Source organism: Priestia sp. TRM10, from assembly GCF_057808375.1.
This window is the reverse complement of sequence record NZ_JBJZOT010000002.1, coordinates 669307-690227: the sequence shown is the minus strand read 5'-3', so window position 1 is coordinate 690227 and position 20921 is coordinate 669307. Positions and strand designations below refer to the sequence as shown.

The window sequence follows — 20921 nt, the reverse complement described above, 5'->3', positions numbered from 1 at the left end:
TTAACAGAGGAATCAGCTTTTATATTATAATCAATCTCATTCTCGCCCATCTTGAACATGTTACTTCACTTTATGTACGATAGAAAAAAGTCGTCCAAAAATGTATATTTAGGGAATACAGCATATTTTAGTAAGCTAAACATGATCATATTAATAGCTCTCGATTATTTCTATAAATTTGACTTAGTAAAATAAAATATTAATAATGAATGTAGTTTATATGCTATTATAGTAACTATTATGTAGTTCAGTAAGCTAAAAAATGATGTAGATAAAATAGGAGGGGTTTGTATGGAGGGCAATCAAAGACATAATCTTCTAGATAATTGGCTATCCATCATTAATGTACAAACAAACATTGCAAATACATTAGAACGTGCGCTAGAGGAACAATACAGTCTATCATTAAAAGAGTTTTATGTTCTTTATTTTTTATCACAAACAGATGATAAGCAATTAAGACTTCAGCAGTTGCAAGAGATGGTTGGATTGAGTCAAAGTGCGATTTCAAGGTTAGTTGGAAGAATGGAAGCAAAAAGCTGTGGAGCATTAGAGAGACACCTATGTGAAGATGACCGTCGAGGTATTTACACTCGGTTAACACCGCTAGGGGAAGAAAAATTAAACAAAGCTTTAGCTACTTTTGAAGAAATTCTTCAATCAATCTTAGCAGAAGGAAAAATGCAAAGTGAGTGGCAATCGTTCCTAAACAAATTTCAATAATAAAGGATATGGGTGTAGGAGGATAGAAATAGATATAAGGGAGCTCTTGATTCTATCTACTACCCATTTTACTTTATATTGAACGAAAATTCTTAATGTTTTTAAATGAACTCAATCGTTATAGTGATGCGTGAATTTCTAATGAAATTTATGTAAAATTAACGTTTGACAGAAGGAAAATAAGATGGTAAGTTATATGCGTGCGCATGCATGTTAAGTTTGTCACTTTTAAAATTAGAGGTATTCATATAGGTGGGTCTTTGAACTACAGTGAATGATGAAATATCATTTGATAGATACATGAGAGAGATAGTAATTTAAATGTGTGCGCATGCATATTGAAAACGTATGAATGATGAATAGCCCAAAAGATGATCGATGATGTTAGAAGTGGAGAAGGTTTTTCACCTTCCAGTTGTGTTGGATGTTCATTAAAGTATAAAAAATAATAAAGGAGTTTTTAGAATGAACGATTTATTTACACCTTATAAACTAAAAGGGCTGGAGATGAAAAACCGTATTGTTATGCCACCAATGTGCCAGTATTCGGTAAATGCGAAAGATGGAATTGCAACAGACTTCCATTATATACATTATGTAAGTCGGGCAATTGGTGGAGCTGGATTTATTATGATTGAAATGACAGATGTAGAACCAGACGGACGAATTTCAGATTACGACTTAGGTTTATGGTCTGATGATCAAATCCCAGCACTCAAACGCATTGTAGATGCTTGTCACCAATATGGAGCAAAAGTAGGTATTCAAATTGCCCACGCAGGACGTAAAGCAGAAGATGCCGAAGTTCCTGTAGCACCATCTGCCATTGCTTTTGACGAGAATTATAAGCAACCGCGTGAACTTTCAACTGAAGAAGTGAAAGAGATGGTCGAAAAGTTCCGTAAAGCGGTACAACGTGCAGTAAAAGCAGGCGTTGATGCAATTGAAATTCATGGTGCTCATGGCTACTTAATTCATCAATTCCATTCTCCATTAACAAACAAACGTGACGATGAGTATGGACAAGATTTAACGAAGTTTGGTTGTGAAGTTCTTCGCGCAGCTAAAAGGGAAATGCCAGAAGAGATGCCATTAATGATGCGTATTTCTGCAAAAGAATATGTAGAAGATGGGTATGATATCGAAGAAAGCATCGAATTTGCGAAAAAATATCAGGAAGAAGGCGTTGATATCTTTGACATCTCTTCAGGTGGAGAAGGTCCAATCGGGGCAGGGGGACGTCCTGGAACACACGCAGGATACCAAGTGCCTCTTGCAAGAGAAATAAAAAAAGCGCTTAATGTTCCTGTTATTGCTGTAGGAAGATTAGATGAACCAACACTTGCTAACGCCGTGATTGGAAATGAGGAAGCAGACCTTATTGCTGTTGGCCGAGGCATGTTAAGAAATCCTTACTGGCCATTAGAAGCATCGAAAAAATTAAACAAAGAAACTGAAATTCCAAAACAATACGCGGATGGTTTTAGACGTTAAGCTTACATTCAAATGGTATCTATCTAAGAAAAGCTTGTCACTATGATAAATAGTAAATAAGCAGAATTAAATCATAAAATATTTAGTAGGGAGAAAAAGGATCTTCAGTCGAAGGTCCTTTTTTGCTATTTGGTTACATTAATGTCCTTCAGTTCAGTAAGAAAAAAATCTTCTGCTTCTTATAAAATCTTTTGATTATAGACCTAGAAGGGAAAGAAGTACTCTCTTATTTTGCTGATATCATTTGTCCATCCTACTATCATGTACATAATTGATAAAGCAAAAGGACAAACTTTTCAAAGTGGGAAAACTTCCTAAAAACAAGGGCATTTTGTTTATCGGTTATTGGTATCCTCTCGTGAAATCGTTTCTAGTGAAATCAATAAATAAATATTTAAACGAAATCAAAATTAAATATAGTTCTTTGTAGTTAATGTGAAAAACCAAATAAAGAATTTTATTAAAAGGAGGATTGTGGAATGGACTCGATGACTTTTGTTTTATTTGGAGCGACAGGGGATTTGGCTAAAAGGAAAATCTTCCCTGCTCTATATAATTTGTTTTTAGATGAGAAAATACCTCCATCTATTTCTATTATTGGGTCAGGTATAGAAGAAATGTCTGATATAGATTTTCAAAATCAGGTGAGACAATCAGTAGAAACCTTTTCTCGACGATTGATAAATAATCATTCAAAAATAGAGGATTTTATAAGCTCTTTCTGTTACAAAGCCTTAGATGCGACAAATAATAAAGACTATGCAGATTTATTAGAGCTTGTTCAACAACGTGAAGATGAACTAAGGATTCCGGAAAATCGGATGTTTTATTTATCAGTAGCACCAGATTTTTTCGATCTTATTGCATTAAACATCAAAGAAAGTGGATTAGGTTCTACAAAAGGATGGAAGCGTCTCATTATTGAAAAACCATTTGGGCATGATTTGGCATCTGCGCAAGACTTAAACGAAAAATTAAGTAAAGCCTTCAAAGAAGATGAAATTTATCGAATTGATCATTATCTTGGAAAATCGATGGTTCAAAACTTGGAGGCTTTAGAATTTGCCAATCCTATTCTTCAATCATTATGGAATAACCAACATATTGCTAATGTTCAGATTACAGCAAGTGAGACGGTCGGAGTAGAAAAAAGAGCTGATTATTATGATCAAGCAGGCGCAATTCGGGATATGGTACAAAATCACATGCTACAACTCGTAATGATGACTGCTATGCACCTTCCTAAAAAACTTAGTTCACATGAAATCCGTGATGAAAAGAGGAAAGTGATGGAGTCACTTCGTTCGATAGAGAAAGAAGATGTAGGGCTGCATATTATACGAGGTCAATATGATGCAGGTGAAATTCATGGTCAACCCGTTGTGAAATATACTGATGAACCTAAAATTGATTCTTCTTCTCAAAATGATACATTTGTAGCTGCACGCTTATGGATTGATAATTCCTTTTGGAATGGAGTACCTTTTTACATTCGGACTGGAAAAAGAATGAAGGATAAGTCAACTCGAATTGTCATTGAATTCAAAAACTACTTAAAAGATCTGTACGAAAATCAGGATGAGACAGTTGAACCAAATCTCTTAATTATTGAAATTAACCCACATGAAAATGTAGCCTTACAGTTGAATAGTAAAAACCCATTAAAAAATGGAAAAATCGAACCGGTTAGAGTGGAATTTGCAGCAGATCAAAAAGGGGCACCTGAAGCTTATGAACGTCTAATTTTCGATGCTTTAACAGGTGATTCCACCTTCTTTGCTCATTGGAAAGAAGTTGAATTAGCTTGGGAATGGATTCAGCCAATACTAGAAGCCTTTGAAGAAAATCTTTTGCCTCTTTATTCATACTCATCAGGTTCCCATGGCCCAGATGAAGCTAATCGTTTACTAGAAGAGAACGGATTCAAATGGTGGTTTGATGAAGAATACTCGGAACGTAAAAATTAGTTTGACCGCTTTAAAACAAAATAAGAAAGTGATTAGGAAGGAATAATATCTATGAATACTAACATTGAAACACTTGCTATAAATACCATTCGAACTTTATCTACCGATACCGTTAATGGGGAGAAATCTGGTTATCCTGGATTTCTATTGGTGGTAAGCCTATGACATAGACTTTATAGGTGAATCATTTGAAAATATTTTTCACATTAATAAAAGTATAATACATGCCTAAATCAAAATCATGTAAAGACAAGAAGCATAACAACTTTTCTATACCAAGTATTTGAAGATAGAAAAAGCCAGACCGTTAAGTAGAAAACAACAATTTTTATTTAGCTAAATATTAATGGTAGGAGGCAATCATGATGAAAATTGGGTTAATTGGTTTAGGGAAAATGGGTATAAATTTAGGTCGAAATCTACTAGACCAACGTCACCAGGTTGTAGCATTTGATGTAAATACAGATGCTGTTGAAGAAATGAGAAAGTATGGAGGTACAGGTACATCTAGTTTAAAGGAACTCATTCACTCATTGGAAACACCTAGAGTTCTTTGGATGATGATTCCCCATACTGTTGTGGATTCAGTTATTGATGAAATTACGCCTCTGTTAGAAAAAGGGGATATTGTAATCGAAGCAGGTAACTCTCACTATAAAGAATCTATTAATCGTTATAATCAGTTAAAAGAAAAAGGAATTCATTTTATGGATGTGGGAACTTCAGGGGGAATAGAAGGGGCTCGTTATGGGGCTTGTTATATGATTGGTGGAGATCCTGAAGCATGGGATTTGGTCGAACCTATATTCCGTGATACGGCTGTAGAAAATGGATACTTTTATGCAGGAAAAGCGGGAAGTGGGCATTTCTTGAAAATGGTTCATAATGGTATTGAATATGGAATGATGGCAGCAATTGGTGAAGGATTTGAAGTATTAGAAAAAAGTGAATTTGATTATAACTATGAAGGAGTAGCAAGAGTATGGAATAATGGATCGGTTATTCGCTCATGGCTTATGGAACTAACAGAAAATGCCTTTTCTAAAGATGCCAAGTTGGATGGTATTAGAGGTATTATGCATTCTTCAGGTGAAGGAAAATGGACAGTTGAAACAGCTTTAGATTTGCAGACAGCAACTCCAGTTATTGCGATGTCTCTATTAATGCGCTATCGCTCATTAGAAAACGACACATTTACAGGAAAAGTTGTAGCAGCTCTTCGAAACGAATTTGGCGGACATGCTGTAGAAAAAAAATAAAAAGATAAACCCATATAAATTTTAAAATAATGGAGGAATAAAATTATGAAATTTTTTATTGATACTGCAAACCTCGAGGATATTAAGAAATCATACAAAATTGGTATTTTATCTGGGGTGACAACGAACCCATCTTTAGTTGCAAAAGAAGGCATAAAATTTGAAGACCGTATTGAAGAAATTTGTCAAATAGTACCAGAGGTTGAATCCGTTTCTGCAGAGGTAACTCCAGATGCTGTTACAGCCGAAGAAATGATTGCTCAAGCTGAAGAATTAATTAAAATTAACAATGGAGATAAAAAGATAACCATTAAACTTCCTATGACATTAGAGGGATTAGAGGCGACACGTTATCTTTCTAAGAAAGGTGTAAAAACAAACGTAACACTTATTTTTACAGTGAACCAAGCTCTTTTAGCAGCTCGTGCTGGTGCAACTTATGTTTCCCCATTCTTAGGACGCCTAGATGATATCTCTGAAAATGGAGTATATTTAGTATCTAAAATTGCCGAATTATTCCGAGTTCAAAATATAGATTCTCAAATTATTGCTGCATCTGTAAGGCATCCCGATCATGTCACACGTGTAGCACTTGCAGGTGCTCATATTGCAACAATCCCGTATGCTGTCATTGAGCAATTAGTGAAGCATCCTTTAACTGAGCAAGGAATTGAAAAATTTGCAGCTGATTGGGAAAAAGCAGTTAAAAAATAAATTGATTAAATGGATATACTTTATTTTGATAGGACTGGGGGTAAGGTGATGAGTTTGTTAGATGCTAAAGGAATTCAGACTATACATGGTGTAGAACTATATGTGGACCTTGTAAAGAACGTTAATATTAAAGAACTTCTTATTCCAACGGTAGATAATCTTTTTTATGGGGTTAAGCTTGAAATTGATTATTTGTTATTAAAAGAACACAAACATTATGAGCATCATTATGAACATCAAAAAAATTCTTTTTGGATTGTTATGGACGAAAACCTCAGTTCAATTACATTAAAAGAACCTGAGATGGAAAGTTTATTTGCTGTTAAAAATGAAGAAGAACGAGAATCTACTAAGCAACTTTTAGGTGAATGGTTTATCAAAACAACAGGTTATAAAACAGCAATTACTCAAATTCTTACTGAATTTGAACAAAACAATCCGAATATGGAAGAAAACGAAAGTACTAAGAAAACTATACAATTTCTGAAGAAATTATTAGAACTAAAGACAGAAGATATCGTAAATGCTTTCATATAGAGGCCAATTTACTCTTAAATGATTAATTGCACATGGTGAGGGACATGCCCAGCCTAATCACCAGAGACTTTTAGCAGATACACAAATAAACCCCATCCTAACTTTAGATTAGGATGGGGTTTGTCTACGCTCTTAAAAGCATTGTCTTATATATCTTTTTTAACTGATTTATTGTTCTGTTAAATCTGATATAGAAACACTTTGTTTATTATTTGGTTCATCAATATTATGAATTGTAGCTGTTCCATTTTCTTGATCTACATGTTCGATATAAACATTTTTTCCATTATACATTATATTAGCCATGTTCGTTGAATTAGAAATTTCTTGTGCTCTTTGTGCATCCATGTTGGCAGCCTCCTTTTTCATTTATAACAGTTACAGTATTTACTTTTAGCTGCTTTATATACATAAAAAGAATGTAAAACGAAACACAATTCATTACCTCCTAATATATTTACATCAGTTCGTTTATTCAAGAACAAAAGAGGTTGCCTTTCATGTAGATAAATCTAGTGATACCTAGCCAGACAAGTGCTTTTTTAAAATAGCCTTGGCTGTTCGTCATTCTACTTCTTACCTATTATTAGACATAATAAGAGTCTAATGATTAACTATTAAACAGTTAAAAGAGGAAAAGGTGAAATCTTAAAAAGATGAAAGATTAGACGAATAAGGTACCTATAATAATAATTGTGTTATTAAAAAAGGGGCTCATTTTATGTTGGATATGATTTGTCATTGTGAAGACTATGAAGTTTCTGTAGTGCTATTAAAGAGTTTTAGAATCAGGACCATTCGCTTTTTGAATAGGCAAGTAATTTTCATGAAGTTCAGTAGATTCTTTCTTAATAGTAAACACGTAAGCGCTTACACCTAGAAGGGATGCGAAAATTAACATAGCAATTGATGTACTGAAGTCACCATCTGATAGATCACGAAGCCATCCCATAATATAGCTTGAAAAGCCGCCCATAATATTTGCAAAACCTAGCAAACCAGCTGCCCGTCCAGCTGTTTTAGGCGTTGAATATTTTACTATTAGCATATTACTTAGATGGAAAACTCCTCCCTGACAGCCCATTGCTAGACCCATACAAACTCCCGCTAAAATTGGATTAGGGATAAAAACAGCTAGTGTTAAAAAGCCGGCTGTCATTGAAAATAAAATGGTTGCCATTAAACTTGGACGATTTGTTTTGTCGGCAAGAAAACCACATGCTAAAACAAACCCAAGCGCAAATAACCAGGAAAGTGAAGTAATGCTTGACATGCCTTCTTGCTCAAATCCTTTGGCTTCTATGAGATATGTAGGGAGCCAAATGCTAATCCCAAAGAAGAGAAAAGAATTTACTAGCATCCCAATCCAGACAAGCCAAAAACGGTAATCTTGAGCAAAATTTTTATTCTCGGTTATTTTTTCTTCTGTCTCATAATCCGACTGACGGATAAAAGCTAGTTCATCTTTACTAACTCCCGGGTGTTCTTCTGGTGTATTTCTTGTCAGGAAGATAAACATGGGGATATTAATAAATAAGTTAAAGGCTGCTAACATAAAGAAAGCTGCCTGCCAGTGAAATGATGAAATAACGAGTACAAGTACAACAGATCCAATAGCAGGCCCTAAATAGTTTCCTGTAAGCCATGAGGCCTGAGCACGTCCTAATTCAATTTTATTAAACCATGCAGAAATAAACTTACCAGATACAGGGATCATCATTCCTTCTCCAAAACCAAGAATAATTCGGCTTATTAAAAACATTTCATATGAAGTACTGAGACCTGACGAAATCATAGTAAGCGTCCAAACACATAATCCGGCAATAGCAGTTTTTCGTGCACCTAATTTGTCGATAATGAAGCCCCAAAAGAGATTTGACACCCCATATGCAATAGTAAACACAAATGAAAGGAGGCCAATTTTTGCATTTTTATTTTCACCTGTTATCCCAAGTGCATCTAAAAATTCGGGGTCTGTTTGAATGACAGAAATCCCAACTTTGTCGATTTGTCCGAAGAACCAAAAAAAGAAAACGGGTACGATAATATACAACCATCTTTTTTGTCCCTGTAACATCTTATCCTCTCCCTATTAAATATTAAATTCCTTATGATATAAAGCGAAAAGCAAATGAATGGAGGAGAATTCACTAAAGAAAGATTTATTCTCTTCAGCAAAAGTAATAATTCTCCTCATTCTTTACTTTTCTATGAAAACACGATAAGTAGAGATCTATTTGTGTTTTACTTATAAAACTTTGTTTTTATTTTTTAACAATAAAATAACCAAGATCATTTGTCAATTTAATATTTTGAAAATTCAATATCTTTGGGGATCCTATTTTTACATAAATTCATGTCATTGAAAACTTCATTTCTTGTAATTACAAAAAATAATATTAAGACTGTTAGGAATCCATAAGTTGTTAAGGATTCTTATTTATTCGTGTTGAATTCAAACTTATAAAAACCTATAATTTACATATAAATAATGTTTTGGATATAAACGATTAACGATTAACTATGAAATTATTGTATAATCAGAGGTTAAATAGAGGTTTAAGCAAAGAAAACTAGAAATGTTGTACATAACTCTTTAATATAAACCTTTTGAAAAATGATTAACTAAAGCATATTGAAGTTAGAGTCACTTAGTTTTCACTTTTATTTATAGTGACAATAGATGGTCTGATAAAAAAAGGCTGTCAGGGGTGCTTTTACCTTTTTTAGAGAAAGAAAGGTGAAGATAGTTTACTTCTATAATAAGCTTAAGGTGGCAGAAAGTTAGAATAATAAACAACAGGAGGGGTACTTAAATGGCAAGCGTAGAGAAAGAAAAATATAGCGCTAACGCATTAACAAGAGGATTAGAAATTATAAAGCTTTTCAATGAAGAGCAGCCTAGTTTGTCACTTTCAGAAATAGCCAAACACTTGGGTGTAAGCAGAACGGTCCCATATCGTTTGTTATTTACACTTCAAAACCTTGGTTATCTTTCCCAAGATGAAAATACAAAGCGTTATAGTCTAACGCCAAAAGTACTTGAATTAGGTTTTAGTTATTTAAATAGTTTAAAATTCCCAGAGATTGCTCAGCCTTATATGGAAACATTACGTGATGAAATCGGTGCCTCTTGTCATTTATCCATTTTGGATGGACAGGAAGTTGTATATGTAGGAAGTGCTCCGATTAGAGGAATATCTGTTGTTAATGTGAACATTGGCTTACGGCTCCCAGCTCATGCAACAGCCAATGGAAAATTACTACTTGCATATGAACCGAAAGAGAGAGTAACGGAAATGTTTCATATTTCAAATCTTACTCCTTATACGGATAAAACTCCAACAGTCCCAGGTGAGCTTCAGCAGCATTTGGAATCTATTCGTCAAAAAGGATATGCGATAACAAGTGGGGAATTCCTTCCTGATATCTACTCTGTTGCAGCGCCAATTTTTGACCGGACAGGGAAAGTTGTAGCTGCTTTAAATGTCGTAGCAGTAGAATCGGTTTACCAGGAAGACTTTATTGATAAAGTGGCATTGCCAAAATTGCTTGAAGTGGCTCACTTACTATCAGATTATATGGGCTACAGTGGAGGTAAAACGGTGCTATAATCGTTTATTTAAAAAGACTACTAAAAAAGCAGCAGATCGTCTTTATAAAAATCATCATCTTTTTTCAACAAGTGTGAATCCTCAATTGTTAAGGGGAATCACACTTGTTTTGTTTAAAAGAGGATAAATTTACGTATGCATGAAGATTTCACGATCACGAGCTTTGTGCCTTTTTTTATATTTATCAGTTCGTAAATCCATCTAGAAGGTTGAAGAGCAACTTTCTAGATGGATTTTTTATGCTTGTTAGAGATAATAAGCTGCTTGATCGTATTTTAACAGTTTAAACTAGCTACTTAGATTTTTTCAAAAATGATCTATCTAAATAAAATTTTAAATTATCTGAAAGTTTTGTTGACAATGGAATATTTTCATTTTAGAATTAACTCAAAGATAAAACATAGTTTTATATATAAAACAAAATAGAGTTTTATATATAGCTAATAAAGGGAGGATTTTTAAAATGACAAAAGCAACTTTTTCCGTAAAAGAATTTGAAAAGAAATATGTGGCTCGCTTGCAAGATCGTACACTTGATTGGAATGTGTTAAAGTTCCAAGAAGAGATTGATCCAGCTTATAGACGTGCACAAATGCGGTATATTGGCCGCGGCGCTACAGCTAACAATGATTCAAACGTTATTACAGGAGAACATTTTACTCTAAGTACAATGGTTCTTCCTCCAGGATGTATTGGACCATTACATCTTCACGATGATGTAGAAGAAGTGTTCTTTATCCTTGAGGGAGAAGTTACAGCATTGATTCAGGAAGATAGCGACAGTGAAGTGCATGAAATTAAACTAAGTGCGAGAGACTGCATTAGCAGCCCGCCAGGAGTATATCGCGGCATTAGAAACGATGGAAAAGAAGAAGCACGTATGCTCGTTATGCTTGGAGCGATAAAACCAAATCTACCAACATATCCAGAAGGTAGCGAACTTGAAGAACTCCGTAAACAACGTGCTAAAGAAAGAGAAGCCATTATTAAAGATTAACGAGAGAAGTAGAGGAGGAAGGGCTGCATTATGAAAATAATGCAGTACTCCTTTTAAGTAGAATGATAAATGATAGCGCTTTCTATGAAAAGGAATCCATCTAGTAGGAGGGATAAATAGTGCTTGGAATTACTCATTTGCGACATATTAGTATGATTACTCCGAACTTTGATGAACAAGCAAATTTTTATGAGAAGATTTGGGGGTTAGATAGGGTAGATGTTCCGGAAGAAAAAAATACTGTTTACTTTCGCGGTGCAGGACCAGAACATCACATTGTAAGTCTCCATAAGGGAGAAAAGCGCGGGTTGCACCATATTTCATTTGGAATGGTCGATAAGAATGCCGTGGATCGTGCAGCTGAAATATTAAAATCAAAAAGTGTACGTATTATCAAAGAACCAGGTTATTTGGATGAAGCAGGAGCTGGATATGGTCTTCAATTTGTAGATCCAGAAAACCGTGTAATAGAACTTTCAGCTTGGGTGGAAGTTCAAACGTCTACTTGGAATAAGAAAAATGTAGATCCTGTGAAGTTGAATCATGTTGTGATGAACACAAAAGACCTAGATATGATTGTAGAATTTTATACTAGTGTACTTGGCTTTAAAGTAACAGACTGGAGCGAGCACCAAATGTCTTTCTTACGATGCAATAGAAAACATCATTCCATTGCATTCAACCAAGATGAGCATGCTTCAGTTAATCATATTGCTTATGAGGTTGATTCAGTTGATGAACTAATGCGTGGTATAAGCAACGTTCGAAAAGCAGGACTAGAAGAGCTATGGGGACCTGGACGTCATGGACCAGGAGACAACATCTTCTGCTATTTTCAAGATCCAGGTGGTTTCGTTATGGAGTATACGTGCTATCTTGAGACAATTGAAGATGAGTCTGAGTGGAGAGCACGTGTATGGAAACGTGTGCCTCATTTAATGGATCAGTGGGGAATTGCAGGGCCACCAAAACCCGAAGCCCGTAAAGCAATGAAGGGAGATCCGGATCCAGGATGGGCAGATGAAACAGTTGACGTTCATTAATGAAACGAAAGGAAAAGAATAACTGAAAAATAGGATTGATAAAGAAACAATTTAGAAAAATGCTTCACCTTATTATCATCTAAACAAGACGTTATAGTGGTAAGTAAGACTTCGCATCTTGTTCATTTTCCAGCAATATAACGTTTAGAGAGAAGCTGCTTATGAAAGGAAATGATGAGATGGACTTAGGTTTAAAAGAAAAAGTAGCTGTTATTATGGGTGGCACATCTGGTGTCGGATTAAAAGCTGCAGAAATGTTTTTGGGCGAAGGAGCAAAAGTAGCGATTTGTGGAAGAAACAAAGAACGCATGGAAAAGGCAAAAAGTCAATTGCTTTCATTTGGCGATAAAGAAGATATTTTTACATCAACTTGTGATGTTACTTCGAAATCAGACGTTGACTCATTTATTAACGGTGCAGCCGAAAGATTTGGTGGAATCGATATATTAGTAAATGCAGCTGGACAAAGTGTGATGGGTTACTTTTTCGATATTACGGATGCACAGTGGGAAGAACAAATTCAATTAAAGTATTTTGCTATCATCTATGCGGTTCGTGCTGCTCATCCACATCTCGTTAAAAGAGGTGGAGGACGGATTATTAATATTAACGCTACACTTGCTAAAGAACCTGAGCGTCATATGGTTGCTACAGCAGCTACTCGAGCTGGTCTTTTGAATTTAAGCAAAACGCTTTCTCAAGAACTGGCCACAGACAATATTTTAGTGAATTCCGTTAGCCTTGGATTAATTCGGACTGATCAGTGGGAACGCAGAAGGTTAAAAAATGCGCCTGATATGGATCCGGAGAGGTATTACAGAGAGCTTGCGGAAAAACGAAATATTCCACTTGGTCGTGTCGGAGAGGCAGAAGAAGTTGCTAGTGTTATTGTATTTCTCGGTTCAGATAAAGCAAGTTATGTAGCTGGTTCAACAATTGAAACTGCAGGAGCAATTGGCAAAGCCCTTTAATTATATCACTGAATAAAGGTAGGATATGAAAATGAAAAAACAAGAAATAAGAGAGTTTACAACTGCTGATGCCATTGTAAAAGAATTAGTACGAGCAGGCGTAGAAGCTGCTTTTGGTGTAGTCAGTATTCATAATATGCCTATCTATGATGCCATTCTTAGAGAGGGAAGCATTAAACTGATTTGTTCGCGTGGGGAGAGCGGTGCTGTTAATATGGCCGATGGTTATGCTCGTGCGACTGGAAAGTTAGGTGTAGTAATTACAAGCACGGGAACAGGGGCAGGAAATGCAGCCGGTTCATTAGTAGAAGCTTGGTCTGCCGGTGTTCCACTACTTCATCTTACTGGTGAAGTAGCCTCTACGTATCTTGGTACAGGGAGAGGCTACATACATGAGTGCAAAGATCAACTTTCGATGATGAGCGGTGCATGTAAAAAGGCAGTTCGACTTAGAAAGCCTGAACAAACAGCTGCAGTAGTGAGAAAGGTCATTAAAGAGTCTCTAACTGCACCTATGGGACCAGTATCGCTAGAAATCCCGATCGATTTCCAATCAGCAATTATTGAAGATCTTTCTATTGAGGAAGTACAGCTTGTAGCGTCTGAATCCTCAGTATCAGCATTAATTCCCGAACAGGCCGTGACAAAAATTAGGGAAGCAAGCCGGCCGGTAATTTGGGCAGGAGGCGGTGTGATTTCTGCTAATGCTTCAAAAGAATTGCAAAAATTAGCGGAGATGCTTGGTGCGGCAGTGATAACAAGTCAATCAGGAAAAGGTTCAATTCCAGAAGATCATAAGCAATGCATAGGACATTTTATGGCATATGAGTCTACAAGAGAGTTTTTACGAAATGCAGATTTATTAATCAGTGTAGGAGTGCGATTTAGAGGCAATGAAACGTCGAACTGGAAAGCGATAGTGCCAGAAGAACATATTGCAATCGATGCAGATCTTCAAGCAATTAATCGTAACTATAAAGCAACATTTGGATTAGTTGGCGATGCGAAAGAAATGTTAAAGGCTCTTATTCAAAAACTTGAAGAAAAATCGGTTTCGCCAGTTTCTACTTATATAGAAGAAATAGGTTCTCTTAGAAATGAAGTTCGTGGCAAACTTCGTAAAACGCTTGGACCATATGAGCAATTTGTAGATGGAATGAGAGACATATTACCACGAGATACGATTCTAGTTCGAGATGTAACTGTACAGGCAAATGTTTGGGGAAGTCGCTTATTTGAAATTTACGAACCGAGAACTTCTATTCATGCATCAGGAGGTGGAATTGGCCAAGGCCTTCCAACAGCAATCGGTGCACAAATAGGCTGTCGAGATCAAACAGTTGTACTAATGGCTGGGGACGGAGGCTTTATGCTCAATGTTGGAGAGATGGTTACTGCAGCAGAAGAAAAGTTACCCCTTATTATTGTATTATTTGATGACTCAGGGTACGGAGTTCTTCGTAATATTCAAGATGCTGCATATGGACGACAAGTAGCTGTTGATTTACTAAGCCCAGACTTTGTGAAGCTTGCTCAGTCCATGCACTTTGATGCGGTGAGAATTGGCTCTGGAGATGAATTTGTCAACGAACTAAAGAAGGCCCAAGAAAGACGTAACCCTTCAATGATTGTAGTTGATATGGAAGCTGTTGGGCCAATGGCAAAGCCGTTCGGCGGACCCCCAGGAGCAGCGGAAGCATTTAAACCAAAAAAACTATAAAGGGGGACATAAAAATGATTTCGACATATCCAGTTATTTCGGGGAAATACCTTATTAACGGAGAATGGAAAGAAATAAGAGAAACAGCCAATGTAATCAATCCTGCAAACACGTCAGAAGTAGTCGGGGAAGTTGCACTATGTTCTAAGGAAATTGTAAACGAAGCCATAGAAGCAGCAGAGAAAGCTTATAAAATGTGGTCTCGTTCTGATGTAGAAGATAGGTCTGCTCTAATGAACAAAGCGGCAGAAAAACTAGCGAATATTATCGAAGAAAATGTCACCTTGTTTGTGAGGGAAAATGGCAAAGCACTTGTAGAAGCTAAGAAAGATTTATTACGCTGTGTTGAGATTATGAAAGGCGGGGCAGCAGAACTGTTGAACTGGTGGAACCCAGAAGTACTTACAGGAACCCAAAAAGTCCAAATCAGACGAAGAGCAAGGGGCATTACAGCCGTGATTACCCCTTGGAACTCTCCTATGATTTTAACATTTAAACGAGTCATCCCAGCCATTTTAGCTGGTAATACGGTTGTTGTAAAACCCGCTACGAATTGTCCCTTAACAATTATGAGCTGTTTAAAAGTAGTTGCCGAACATTTTCCCCCAGGTGTCATTAATATTGTGACAGGTTCAGGAAAAGTAATTGGTGATACCCTTTGCTCTGATTTCCGTGTTCGTACCATCGCTTTTGTTGGCAGTACAACAACAGGAAAAGAAATTATGAAGAATTCTGCTGAAAACCTCCAAAAAGTATATATGGAACTAGGGGGAAATGATCCAGCCATTATTTTGGACGATGCTAACCTTGATGAAGAAGCAATCAAACGTCTCAAAACGGGTATTTTACGAGCGGCAGGCCAAGTATGTTCAGCTATTAAACGTGTCTATGTCCACAAATCACGTTATGATGAGGTTGTGAAAAAATTAACAAAAGAATTTGAACGAGTTGTTGTAGGTGATGGGATACAACCGGATGTAACAATGGGGCCATTAAATAATAAAGCACAGTTTGATTATGTGAGTGAGTTGATTGAACGTACAGCTCTTTCAGGTGCAGAAGTGGTCACTGCTGGTATTCAACTTAATCCAGAAACATGGGATAAAGGTTATTATATGCTTCCATCTATTGTTACAGGAGTAAATCAAAAAAGCGAGGTCGTGCAGGACGAGCAGTTTGGACCAGTTATCCCTATTTTGCCTTTCACTACTATTGATGAAGCTATAAAGTTAGCGAATGATAGCAAATTTGGTCTGCGAGCTTCTGTGTGGACGGAAAATGAAGAATTAGCTATTGAGATAGCTGCTCGTCTTGAAGCAGGAGCGGTTTTCCATAACAATCATACTATTTTTAACGATTTGGCTCTTGATTTTCCAGGTTTAAAAGAAAGTGGTGTTTCTCGGGAAACAAGACATTGCGGACTGGAATTTTTCACAGACTCCTATGGGTTTGCTAATTAAGGAAGGATGAAAGAACATGAAATTAGGGTTAATTGGATGCGGGAATATTGGTAAATTTCTGCTTCAGGCCATAAATAAGGATGAACTTCTTCCCGGTGGGAAAATTGGTTCAATCTATACACGCCGCAAAGAAAGCTCATCTCAACTAGCTAAAGAATTTGATGCTGAGTTTTATGGTGATATTGAGTCATTTCTTACCTCTGACATCGACTTAGTTATTGAGGTAGCGACGATTGAAGCTGCTGAGGAATATGCATTGAAAGCACTTAAAGCTGGAAAAGATTTGTTATTAAGTAGCGTAGGAGTTATGGCAGATGCTACTTTTGAAGAGAAAGCAAGAGAACTTTGTCGAAAAAATAAGGTAAGGGTCCTTCTTCCTTCTGGAGCAATTGGAGGACTTGATATCCTTAAATCCGCAAAAGCTGTGAACGGGCTTAAGTCTGTATCTCTTACAACAAGAAAACCACCAAGTGCCTTAAGAGAAGCTGTTTCATTAGAAAAAGAAACGGTTTTATTTGAAGGCTCTGCAGCGGAAGCCATTAAGCAGTTTCCGAGAAATATTAATGTTGCGATTGTGTTATCTTTGGCTGGTCTTGGTGTTGAAAACACAAAAGTGACTATTATTGCTGACCCAAATGTCGTGAAAAATAATCATCTTATTGAAGCGTGGGGTTCGTTTGGAAACTTTAAGCTTGAAATTGAAAATGATCCAATGCCAAATAATCCAAAAACAAGTTATTTAGCCTCATTAAGTATATTAGCTACGTTGCAAAACAAAGAGAGAACGGTTCAAATTGGATAATGAAGCTCATCGAGGGGGAGAGGATAAGAATGATTAAAACAGATAGACCTTTAGAGGAAATGTCAAAAGAGCAAGTTATTGACTATCTGTATGAGACAGTCAAACCTGAGGAAGGAGTTATTCCAGCTTACCTTTTAGGTGATCAAACGGTTTATGATTTAGAGCACGAAAAAGTATTTCTAAAAACGTGGGTTTTTGTTGGTCATGAATCCGAAGTTCCTCATAAAGGCGACTTTATGACACGTGAACTTTCCGGATATTCCATTATTATTACACGTGATAGTAATGATGAAATTCATGCTTTTTATAATATGTGTACTCACCGTGGCATGAAATTATGTCGAGCTGATAAAGGGAACAAGTCTTTATTTACATGTCCATATCATGGATTTAGTTTTAAAAATACTGGTGATCTTGTTGGGGTTCCTCTTCAAAAAGATACTTATGGCGGAAAGATAGACCGTTCCAAAATGGGGCTCCACCAAGTGAGGCTTGAATCTTATAAAGGGCTTTTATTTGGAACATGGAATGATCATGCAGAACCGCTTGAAGATTTTCTAGGTGACTTCAGATGGTATTTAGATATCCTAGTAGGACGTGCCGAAATGGAAGTAGTAGGAGCTCCGCAACGATTTGTTGTTCATTCTAACTGGAAAGTTGGTTCTGATAACTTTGTTGGTGATTCCTACCATACGATGGTTACACATGGTTCAATTGCAAAATTAGGAATGGTACCAAATGCAACGTATTCCAAACGCGGTTTTCAAATTCATACAGAAAACGGACATGGTCTAAACCTCGGAACCCCTAACCCGGATTTCGCTTTTCCTGAAGAATTAAAAGATGAATATAAAAGAAATTTGTCCCCAGAACAATATGAAGTGCTATCAAACTTAAAAAATATGATTGGAAATGTTTTTCCAAACTTATCGTTTTTAATTTCACATACAAAAATAAAAGATCATTTAATCTCTAATACTTCCATAAGAATGTGGCGGCCAATTGGTCTTAATAAGATGGAAGTAATCGCTTGGATGTTTGTTGAAAAGAATGCCCCAAAAGAGTGGAAAGAGCGCTCAAGAGATTCGTTTATTTTGACATTTAGTCCGTCCGGAATTTTTGAACAAGATGATACAGAAGTATTTACAGATATTACAGAAGCTGCCCAAGGCGCTATGCCTTTTCAAAAGAAGTTAACTTACAATTACACAATGGGACTGCATCGTGAACCTGTTAAATTTATCGGTCCAGGTGTTACTTATGATGACAAATTTACAGAAGCAAATCAACGTAATTTCTACAAATACTGGATGGAATTAATGACAAAGTGATAAGCGGGAGGAGGAGGGAAAAATGAATGTAGAAAAGATGTTAGTGAAATGTGAGTTTGAACAATGGTTATATCATGAAGCACAATTACTGGATGATATTGAATTTGATGACTGGTTTAGTTTAATGCATTCTAGTTTGCGTTATCAAATGCCTGTACGTGTCAATAAAGAAGGAACAGAACGTCCAGACTATTCAACAGATATGTTCACATTTAATGATGATATTGAGTTGCTAAAGCTTCGCGTAGAACGTTTAAAAACGGACTATGCATGGGCGGAAATTCCTCCTTCAAGAACACGCCGTTTTGTTAGTAATGTATGTGTTAAAGATTTTGTTGAAGGAGAAAAAGCAGTCGTAAAAAGCTATTTACTTATTTATCGAAGCCGAAGCAAAGATATTCACCATGATTTAATCTCTGGTGAACGAAATGATGAATTTACGTTTGAAGATGGAAAATGGAAACTTTCAAAGCGTGTATTCATTGTAGATCAAACAACAATAAATACAAGAAACCTTGCCATCTTTGTATAACAGTTTGTTATATATAAAAGATAACAAGAAAGGTCGTGTCCAATGGCAATGATGCTAAAAGATAAAGTAGTATTGATTACTGGTGGTGCTTCGGGAATAGGGGAAGCTGTCACACGCCGTTTTATACAAGAAGGAGCAAAAGTGAGCATTATGGGCCGCTCTAAAGAAAAGCTAGCGAAAATGAAAGAAGAATTTGGAACGAACATCCTTACTTATCAAGGAGATGTAAGCAAATACGAAGACAATGATCAAGCTGTTCAAGCTACTGTTAACCAATTTGGAAAGCTAGATGTTTTTATTGCTAATGCTGGTGTCTTCGACGGATTTGCTAAATTTGCCGATGTGCCTCCTCATGCACTTTCTGAAGCATATGATTTTCTTCTTAATATAAATGTTAAAGGTTCTTTTTTTGGAGCAAAAGCAGCGCTTGAAGAGTTGAAGAAAACAAATGGAAATATTATTTTTTCTGTGTCTGGTGCAAGTTTCTATCCTGACGGTGGTGGCGTTTGGTACACAGTGAGCAAGCACGCCCAAATCGGACTAATGCGCCAGCTTGCCTTCGAACTTGCCCCTCATATAAGAGTTAATGCAGTAGCACCAGGGGGCACACTGACAGAACTATCAGTCATTCCACCGCTAAGTCCATTTGTGAAAATTATAGATAATGATACTAAAGCAAGTAACATAAAAAAACGAAACCCACTTCAACTTGCTCAGCTACCAGAAGATCACGTTGCAGCATATGTGTTATTAGCATCTGATGAATCACGTGCAATTACAGGTGAAGTCATTTCTAGTGATGGCGGATTGTCAGTACGGGGACTTGGTTAAATATTATGGGAGTTAGCCTTTTTTATAGAAAAGGGAAGAATTTGGATTCTGAAAATTAAGAATTAAATATCCTTCTTAAAATTTAGAATGAATAGAGGAGACTTGTATTATGCCTTATGTACAAGTAAAAGACTTAAGTATTTATTATGAGATAGAAGGTAATGGAGAGCCATTAGTATTGCTTCATGGAATGAGCAACAATTCACAGTCGTGGAAAGAACAAATACGTGAATTAAAAAATAATTATAAGGTGATTGCTTGGGATGCTCCAGGTTATGGGAGAAGTTCAGATCCAGCTGAAGAATTGAGATCTTTTGAAGAGTTTGCCCACATTCTGAAAGGTGTGATAGATGAGCTAAAGTTAGAAAAAATCTATCTTCTCGGTCATTCAATGGGGGCAGCCATTGCAATAGAATTTTGTAACTTTTATTCTAATAGAATTGAAAAACTTATTATAGCGGACCCGACCAGAGGGGCTGCTGCTTTGAATGAAGAAGAGAATAAGAGGAAGTTAGAAAATCGATTATTTTCCATTGGAAATCTTTCTCCAGAGGAGATAGCAGACAAGAGAATAAAAGCATTGTTATCTCCTTATGCTTCAAAAGAAGTGTATAAGAGAGTAAAAGAGATTATGTCACAAGTAAGACAGGCAGGATATCGTTCAGTAGCATATTCGCTTTATCATCTAAATCAAATGAGTTTGTTATCTCATATAACAGTTCCTGTTCTTGTTGTTTGTGGCGAACTTGATACTGTTACTCCTGTAAACGAATCAAAGGCTATTCATGAGGAACTAATAAACTCCAAGTTTGTGATTATTCCAAAATCTGGACATTTGTGTTATCAAGAAGAACCTAAAGTGTTTAATTCAAGAATTATGGAATTCCTCAATGAAAATAGATAAATGAAAAACTATCGACATTATC

19 protein-coding genes are annotated in these 20921 nt (G+C 36.2%); 17 read left to right on the top strand and 2 right to left on the bottom strand.

Annotation, left to right across the window (positions count from 1 at the left end; translation table 11 throughout):
- Positions 1-291: 291 nt before the first annotated feature.
- The 6 genes from ACK3CR_RS03485 (at position 292) to ACK3CR_RS03460 (ending at position 6694) form a co-directional block, all read left to right on the top strand.
- Positions 292-723 carry a MarR family winged helix-turn-helix transcriptional regulator gene (locus ACK3CR_RS03485; protein WP_019391000.1) on the top strand — a complete coding sequence of 144 codons (432 nt, stop codon included), beginning with the start codon at positions 292-294 and terminating at the stop codon, positions 721-723.
- A 465-nt stretch (positions 724-1188) separates the two neighbouring features.
- A complete protein-coding gene (locus ACK3CR_RS03480; protein ID WP_243520089.1) occupies positions 1189-2217 on the top strand; it encodes an NADH:flavin oxidoreductase/NADH oxidase in 1029 nt (342 codons plus the stop codon).
- A gap of 479 nt (positions 2218-2696) precedes the next feature.
- Complete coding sequence (gene zwf / locus ACK3CR_RS03475) at positions 2697-4184, top strand: glucose-6-phosphate dehydrogenase (RefSeq protein WP_243520091.1); 1488 nt, start codon at positions 2697-2699, stop codon at positions 4182-4184.
- Between the two features lie 365 nt (positions 4185-4549).
- On the top strand, positions 4550-5443 hold the full coding sequence (gene gnd / locus ACK3CR_RS03470) for a phosphogluconate dehydrogenase (NAD(+)-dependent, decarboxylating) (RefSeq protein ID WP_243520093.1): 894 nt from the start codon (positions 4550-4552) through the stop codon (positions 5441-5443).
- A 45-nt stretch (positions 5444-5488) separates the two neighbouring features.
- The gene (gene fsa / locus ACK3CR_RS03465; protein ID WP_488974778.1) at positions 5489-6157 is read left to right on the top strand and encodes a fructose-6-phosphate aldolase; all 669 of its coding nucleotides are present in this window, start codon (positions 5489-5491) and stop codon (positions 6155-6157) included.
- Positions 6158-6205: 48 nt separating this feature from the next.
- Complete coding sequence (locus ACK3CR_RS03460) at positions 6206-6694, top strand: hypothetical protein (protein ID WP_243520097.1); 489 nt, start codon at positions 6206-6208, stop codon at positions 6692-6694.
- Between the two features lie 168 nt (positions 6695-6862).
- Here ACK3CR_RS03460 and ACK3CR_RS03455 read toward each other — a convergent pair whose 3' ends face one another.
- Both ACK3CR_RS03455 and ACK3CR_RS03450 read right to left on the bottom strand, forming a co-directional pair.
- Positions 6863-7042, bottom strand: coding sequence for a small acid-soluble spore protein H (locus ACK3CR_RS03455; protein ID WP_019391006.1), 180 nt, complete (start codon positions 7040-7042; stop codon positions 6863-6865).
- A gap of 424 nt (positions 7043-7466) precedes the next feature.
- Positions 7467-8771, bottom strand: coding sequence for an MFS transporter (locus ACK3CR_RS03450; RefSeq protein WP_243520099.1), 1305 nt, complete (start codon positions 8769-8771; stop codon positions 7467-7469).
- 739 nt (positions 8772-9510) lie between these two features.
- Here ACK3CR_RS03450 and ACK3CR_RS03445 point away from each other — a divergent pair.
- The 11 genes from ACK3CR_RS03445 to ACK3CR_RS03395 all read left to right on the top strand — a co-directional run bounded on the left by ACK3CR_RS03445 (position 9511) and on the right by ACK3CR_RS03395 (position 20899).
- Positions 9511-10308, top strand: coding sequence for an IclR family transcriptional regulator (locus ACK3CR_RS03445; RefSeq protein ID WP_019391008.1), 798 nt, complete (start codon positions 9511-9513; stop codon positions 10306-10308).
- Between the two features lie 463 nt (positions 10309-10771).
- The gene (locus ACK3CR_RS03440; protein ID WP_243520101.1) at positions 10772-11305 is read left to right on the top strand and encodes a cupin domain-containing protein; all 534 of its coding nucleotides are present in this window, start codon (positions 10772-10774) and stop codon (positions 11303-11305) included.
- Positions 11306-11424: 119 nt separating this feature from the next.
- A complete protein-coding gene (locus ACK3CR_RS03435; protein WP_488974777.1) occupies positions 11425-12348 on the top strand; it encodes a VOC family protein in 924 nt (307 codons plus the stop codon).
- 161 nt (positions 12349-12509) lie between these two features.
- Positions 12510-13319 (top strand): SDR family oxidoreductase, encoded by an 810-nt coding sequence (locus ACK3CR_RS03430; protein WP_243520105.1) that lies wholly within the window; start codon positions 12510-12512, stop codon positions 13317-13319.
- 31 nt (positions 13320-13350) lie between these two features.
- Complete coding sequence (locus ACK3CR_RS03425; RefSeq protein ID WP_488974776.1) at positions 13351-15039, top strand: thiamine pyrophosphate-binding protein; 1689 nt, start codon at positions 13351-13353, stop codon at positions 15037-15039.
- Positions 15040-15053: 14 nt separating this feature from the next.
- Positions 15054-16499, top strand: a complete 1446-nt coding sequence (locus ACK3CR_RS03420) for an aldehyde dehydrogenase family protein (RefSeq protein ID WP_243520109.1) — start codon at positions 15054-15056, stop codon at positions 16497-16499.
- A gap of 16 nt (positions 16500-16515) precedes the next feature.
- On the top strand, positions 16516-17301 hold the full coding sequence (gene nadX, locus ACK3CR_RS03415; RefSeq protein WP_243520111.1) for an aspartate dehydrogenase: 786 nt from the start codon (positions 16516-16518) through the stop codon (positions 17299-17301).
- Between the two features lie 29 nt (positions 17302-17330).
- Entirely contained in the window at positions 17331-18632 is a 1302-nt protein-coding gene (locus ACK3CR_RS03410) for an aromatic ring-hydroxylating oxygenase subunit alpha (protein WP_243520113.1), read from the top strand.
- 22 nt (positions 18633-18654) lie between these two features.
- Positions 18655-19164 carry an aromatic-ring-hydroxylating dioxygenase subunit beta gene (locus ACK3CR_RS03405; RefSeq protein WP_328123798.1) on the top strand — a complete coding sequence of 170 codons (510 nt, stop codon included), beginning with the start codon at positions 18655-18657 and terminating at the stop codon, positions 19162-19164.
- A 42-nt stretch (positions 19165-19206) separates the two neighbouring features.
- Positions 19207-19995 carry an SDR family NAD(P)-dependent oxidoreductase gene (locus tag ACK3CR_RS03400; protein WP_328123797.1) on the top strand — a complete coding sequence of 263 codons (789 nt, stop codon included), beginning with the start codon at positions 19207-19209 and terminating at the stop codon, positions 19993-19995.
- 109 nt (positions 19996-20104) lie between these two features.
- Positions 20105-20899 (top strand): alpha/beta fold hydrolase, encoded by a 795-nt coding sequence (locus tag ACK3CR_RS03395; protein ID WP_243520119.1) that lies wholly within the window; start codon positions 20105-20107, stop codon positions 20897-20899.
- Positions 20900-20921 lie beyond the last annotated feature (22 nt).

Coding starts and splice junctions, on each gene's coding strand:
- ACK3CR_RS03485 (WP_019391000.1), top strand. CDS start 292: ATGGAGGGCAATCAAAGACATAATCTTCTAGATAATTGGCTATCCATC.
- ACK3CR_RS03480 (WP_243520089.1), top strand. CDS start 1,189: ATGAACGATTTATTTACACCTTATAAACTAAAAGGGCTGGAGATGAAA.
- zwf (WP_243520091.1), top strand. CDS start 2,697: ATGGACTCGATGACTTTTGTTTTATTTGGAGCGACAGGGGATTTGGCT.
- gnd (WP_243520093.1), top strand. CDS start 4,550: ATGAAAATTGGGTTAATTGGTTTAGGGAAAATGGGTATAAATTTAGGT.
- fsa (WP_488974778.1), top strand. CDS start 5,489: ATGAAATTTTTTATTGATACTGCAAACCTCGAGGATATTAAGAAATCA.
- ACK3CR_RS03460 (WP_243520097.1), top strand. CDS start 6,206: ATGAGTTTGTTAGATGCTAAAGGAATTCAGACTATACATGGTGTAGAA.
- ACK3CR_RS03455 (WP_019391006.1), bottom strand. CDS start 7,042: ATGGATGCACAAAGAGCACAAGAAATTTCTAATTCAACGAACATGGCT.
- ACK3CR_RS03450 (WP_243520099.1), bottom strand. CDS start 8,771: ATGTTACAGGGACAAAAAAGATGGTTGTATATTATCGTACCCGTTTTC.
- ACK3CR_RS03445 (WP_019391008.1), top strand. CDS start 9,511: ATGGCAAGCGTAGAGAAAGAAAAATATAGCGCTAACGCATTAACAAGA.
- ACK3CR_RS03440 (WP_243520101.1), top strand. CDS start 10,772: ATGACAAAAGCAACTTTTTCCGTAAAAGAATTTGAAAAGAAATATGTG.
- ACK3CR_RS03430 (WP_243520105.1), top strand. CDS start 12,510: ATGAAAGGAAATGATGAGATGGACTTAGGTTTAAAAGAAAAAGTAGCT.
- ACK3CR_RS03425 (WP_488974776.1), top strand. CDS start 13,351: ATGAAAAAACAAGAAATAAGAGAGTTTACAACTGCTGATGCCATTGTA.
- ACK3CR_RS03420 (WP_243520109.1), top strand. CDS start 15,054: ATGATTTCGACATATCCAGTTATTTCGGGGAAATACCTTATTAACGGA.
- nadX (WP_243520111.1), top strand. CDS start 16,516: ATGAAATTAGGGTTAATTGGATGCGGGAATATTGGTAAATTTCTGCTT.
- ACK3CR_RS03410 (WP_243520113.1), top strand. CDS start 17,331: ATGATTAAAACAGATAGACCTTTAGAGGAAATGTCAAAAGAGCAAGTT.
- ACK3CR_RS03405 (WP_328123798.1), top strand. CDS start 18,655: ATGAATGTAGAAAAGATGTTAGTGAAATGTGAGTTTGAACAATGGTTA.
- ACK3CR_RS03400 (WP_328123797.1), top strand. CDS start 19,207: ATGGCAATGATGCTAAAAGATAAAGTAGTATTGATTACTGGTGGTGCT.
- ACK3CR_RS03395 (WP_243520119.1), top strand. CDS start 20,105: ATGCCTTATGTACAAGTAAAAGACTTAAGTATTTATTATGAGATAGAA.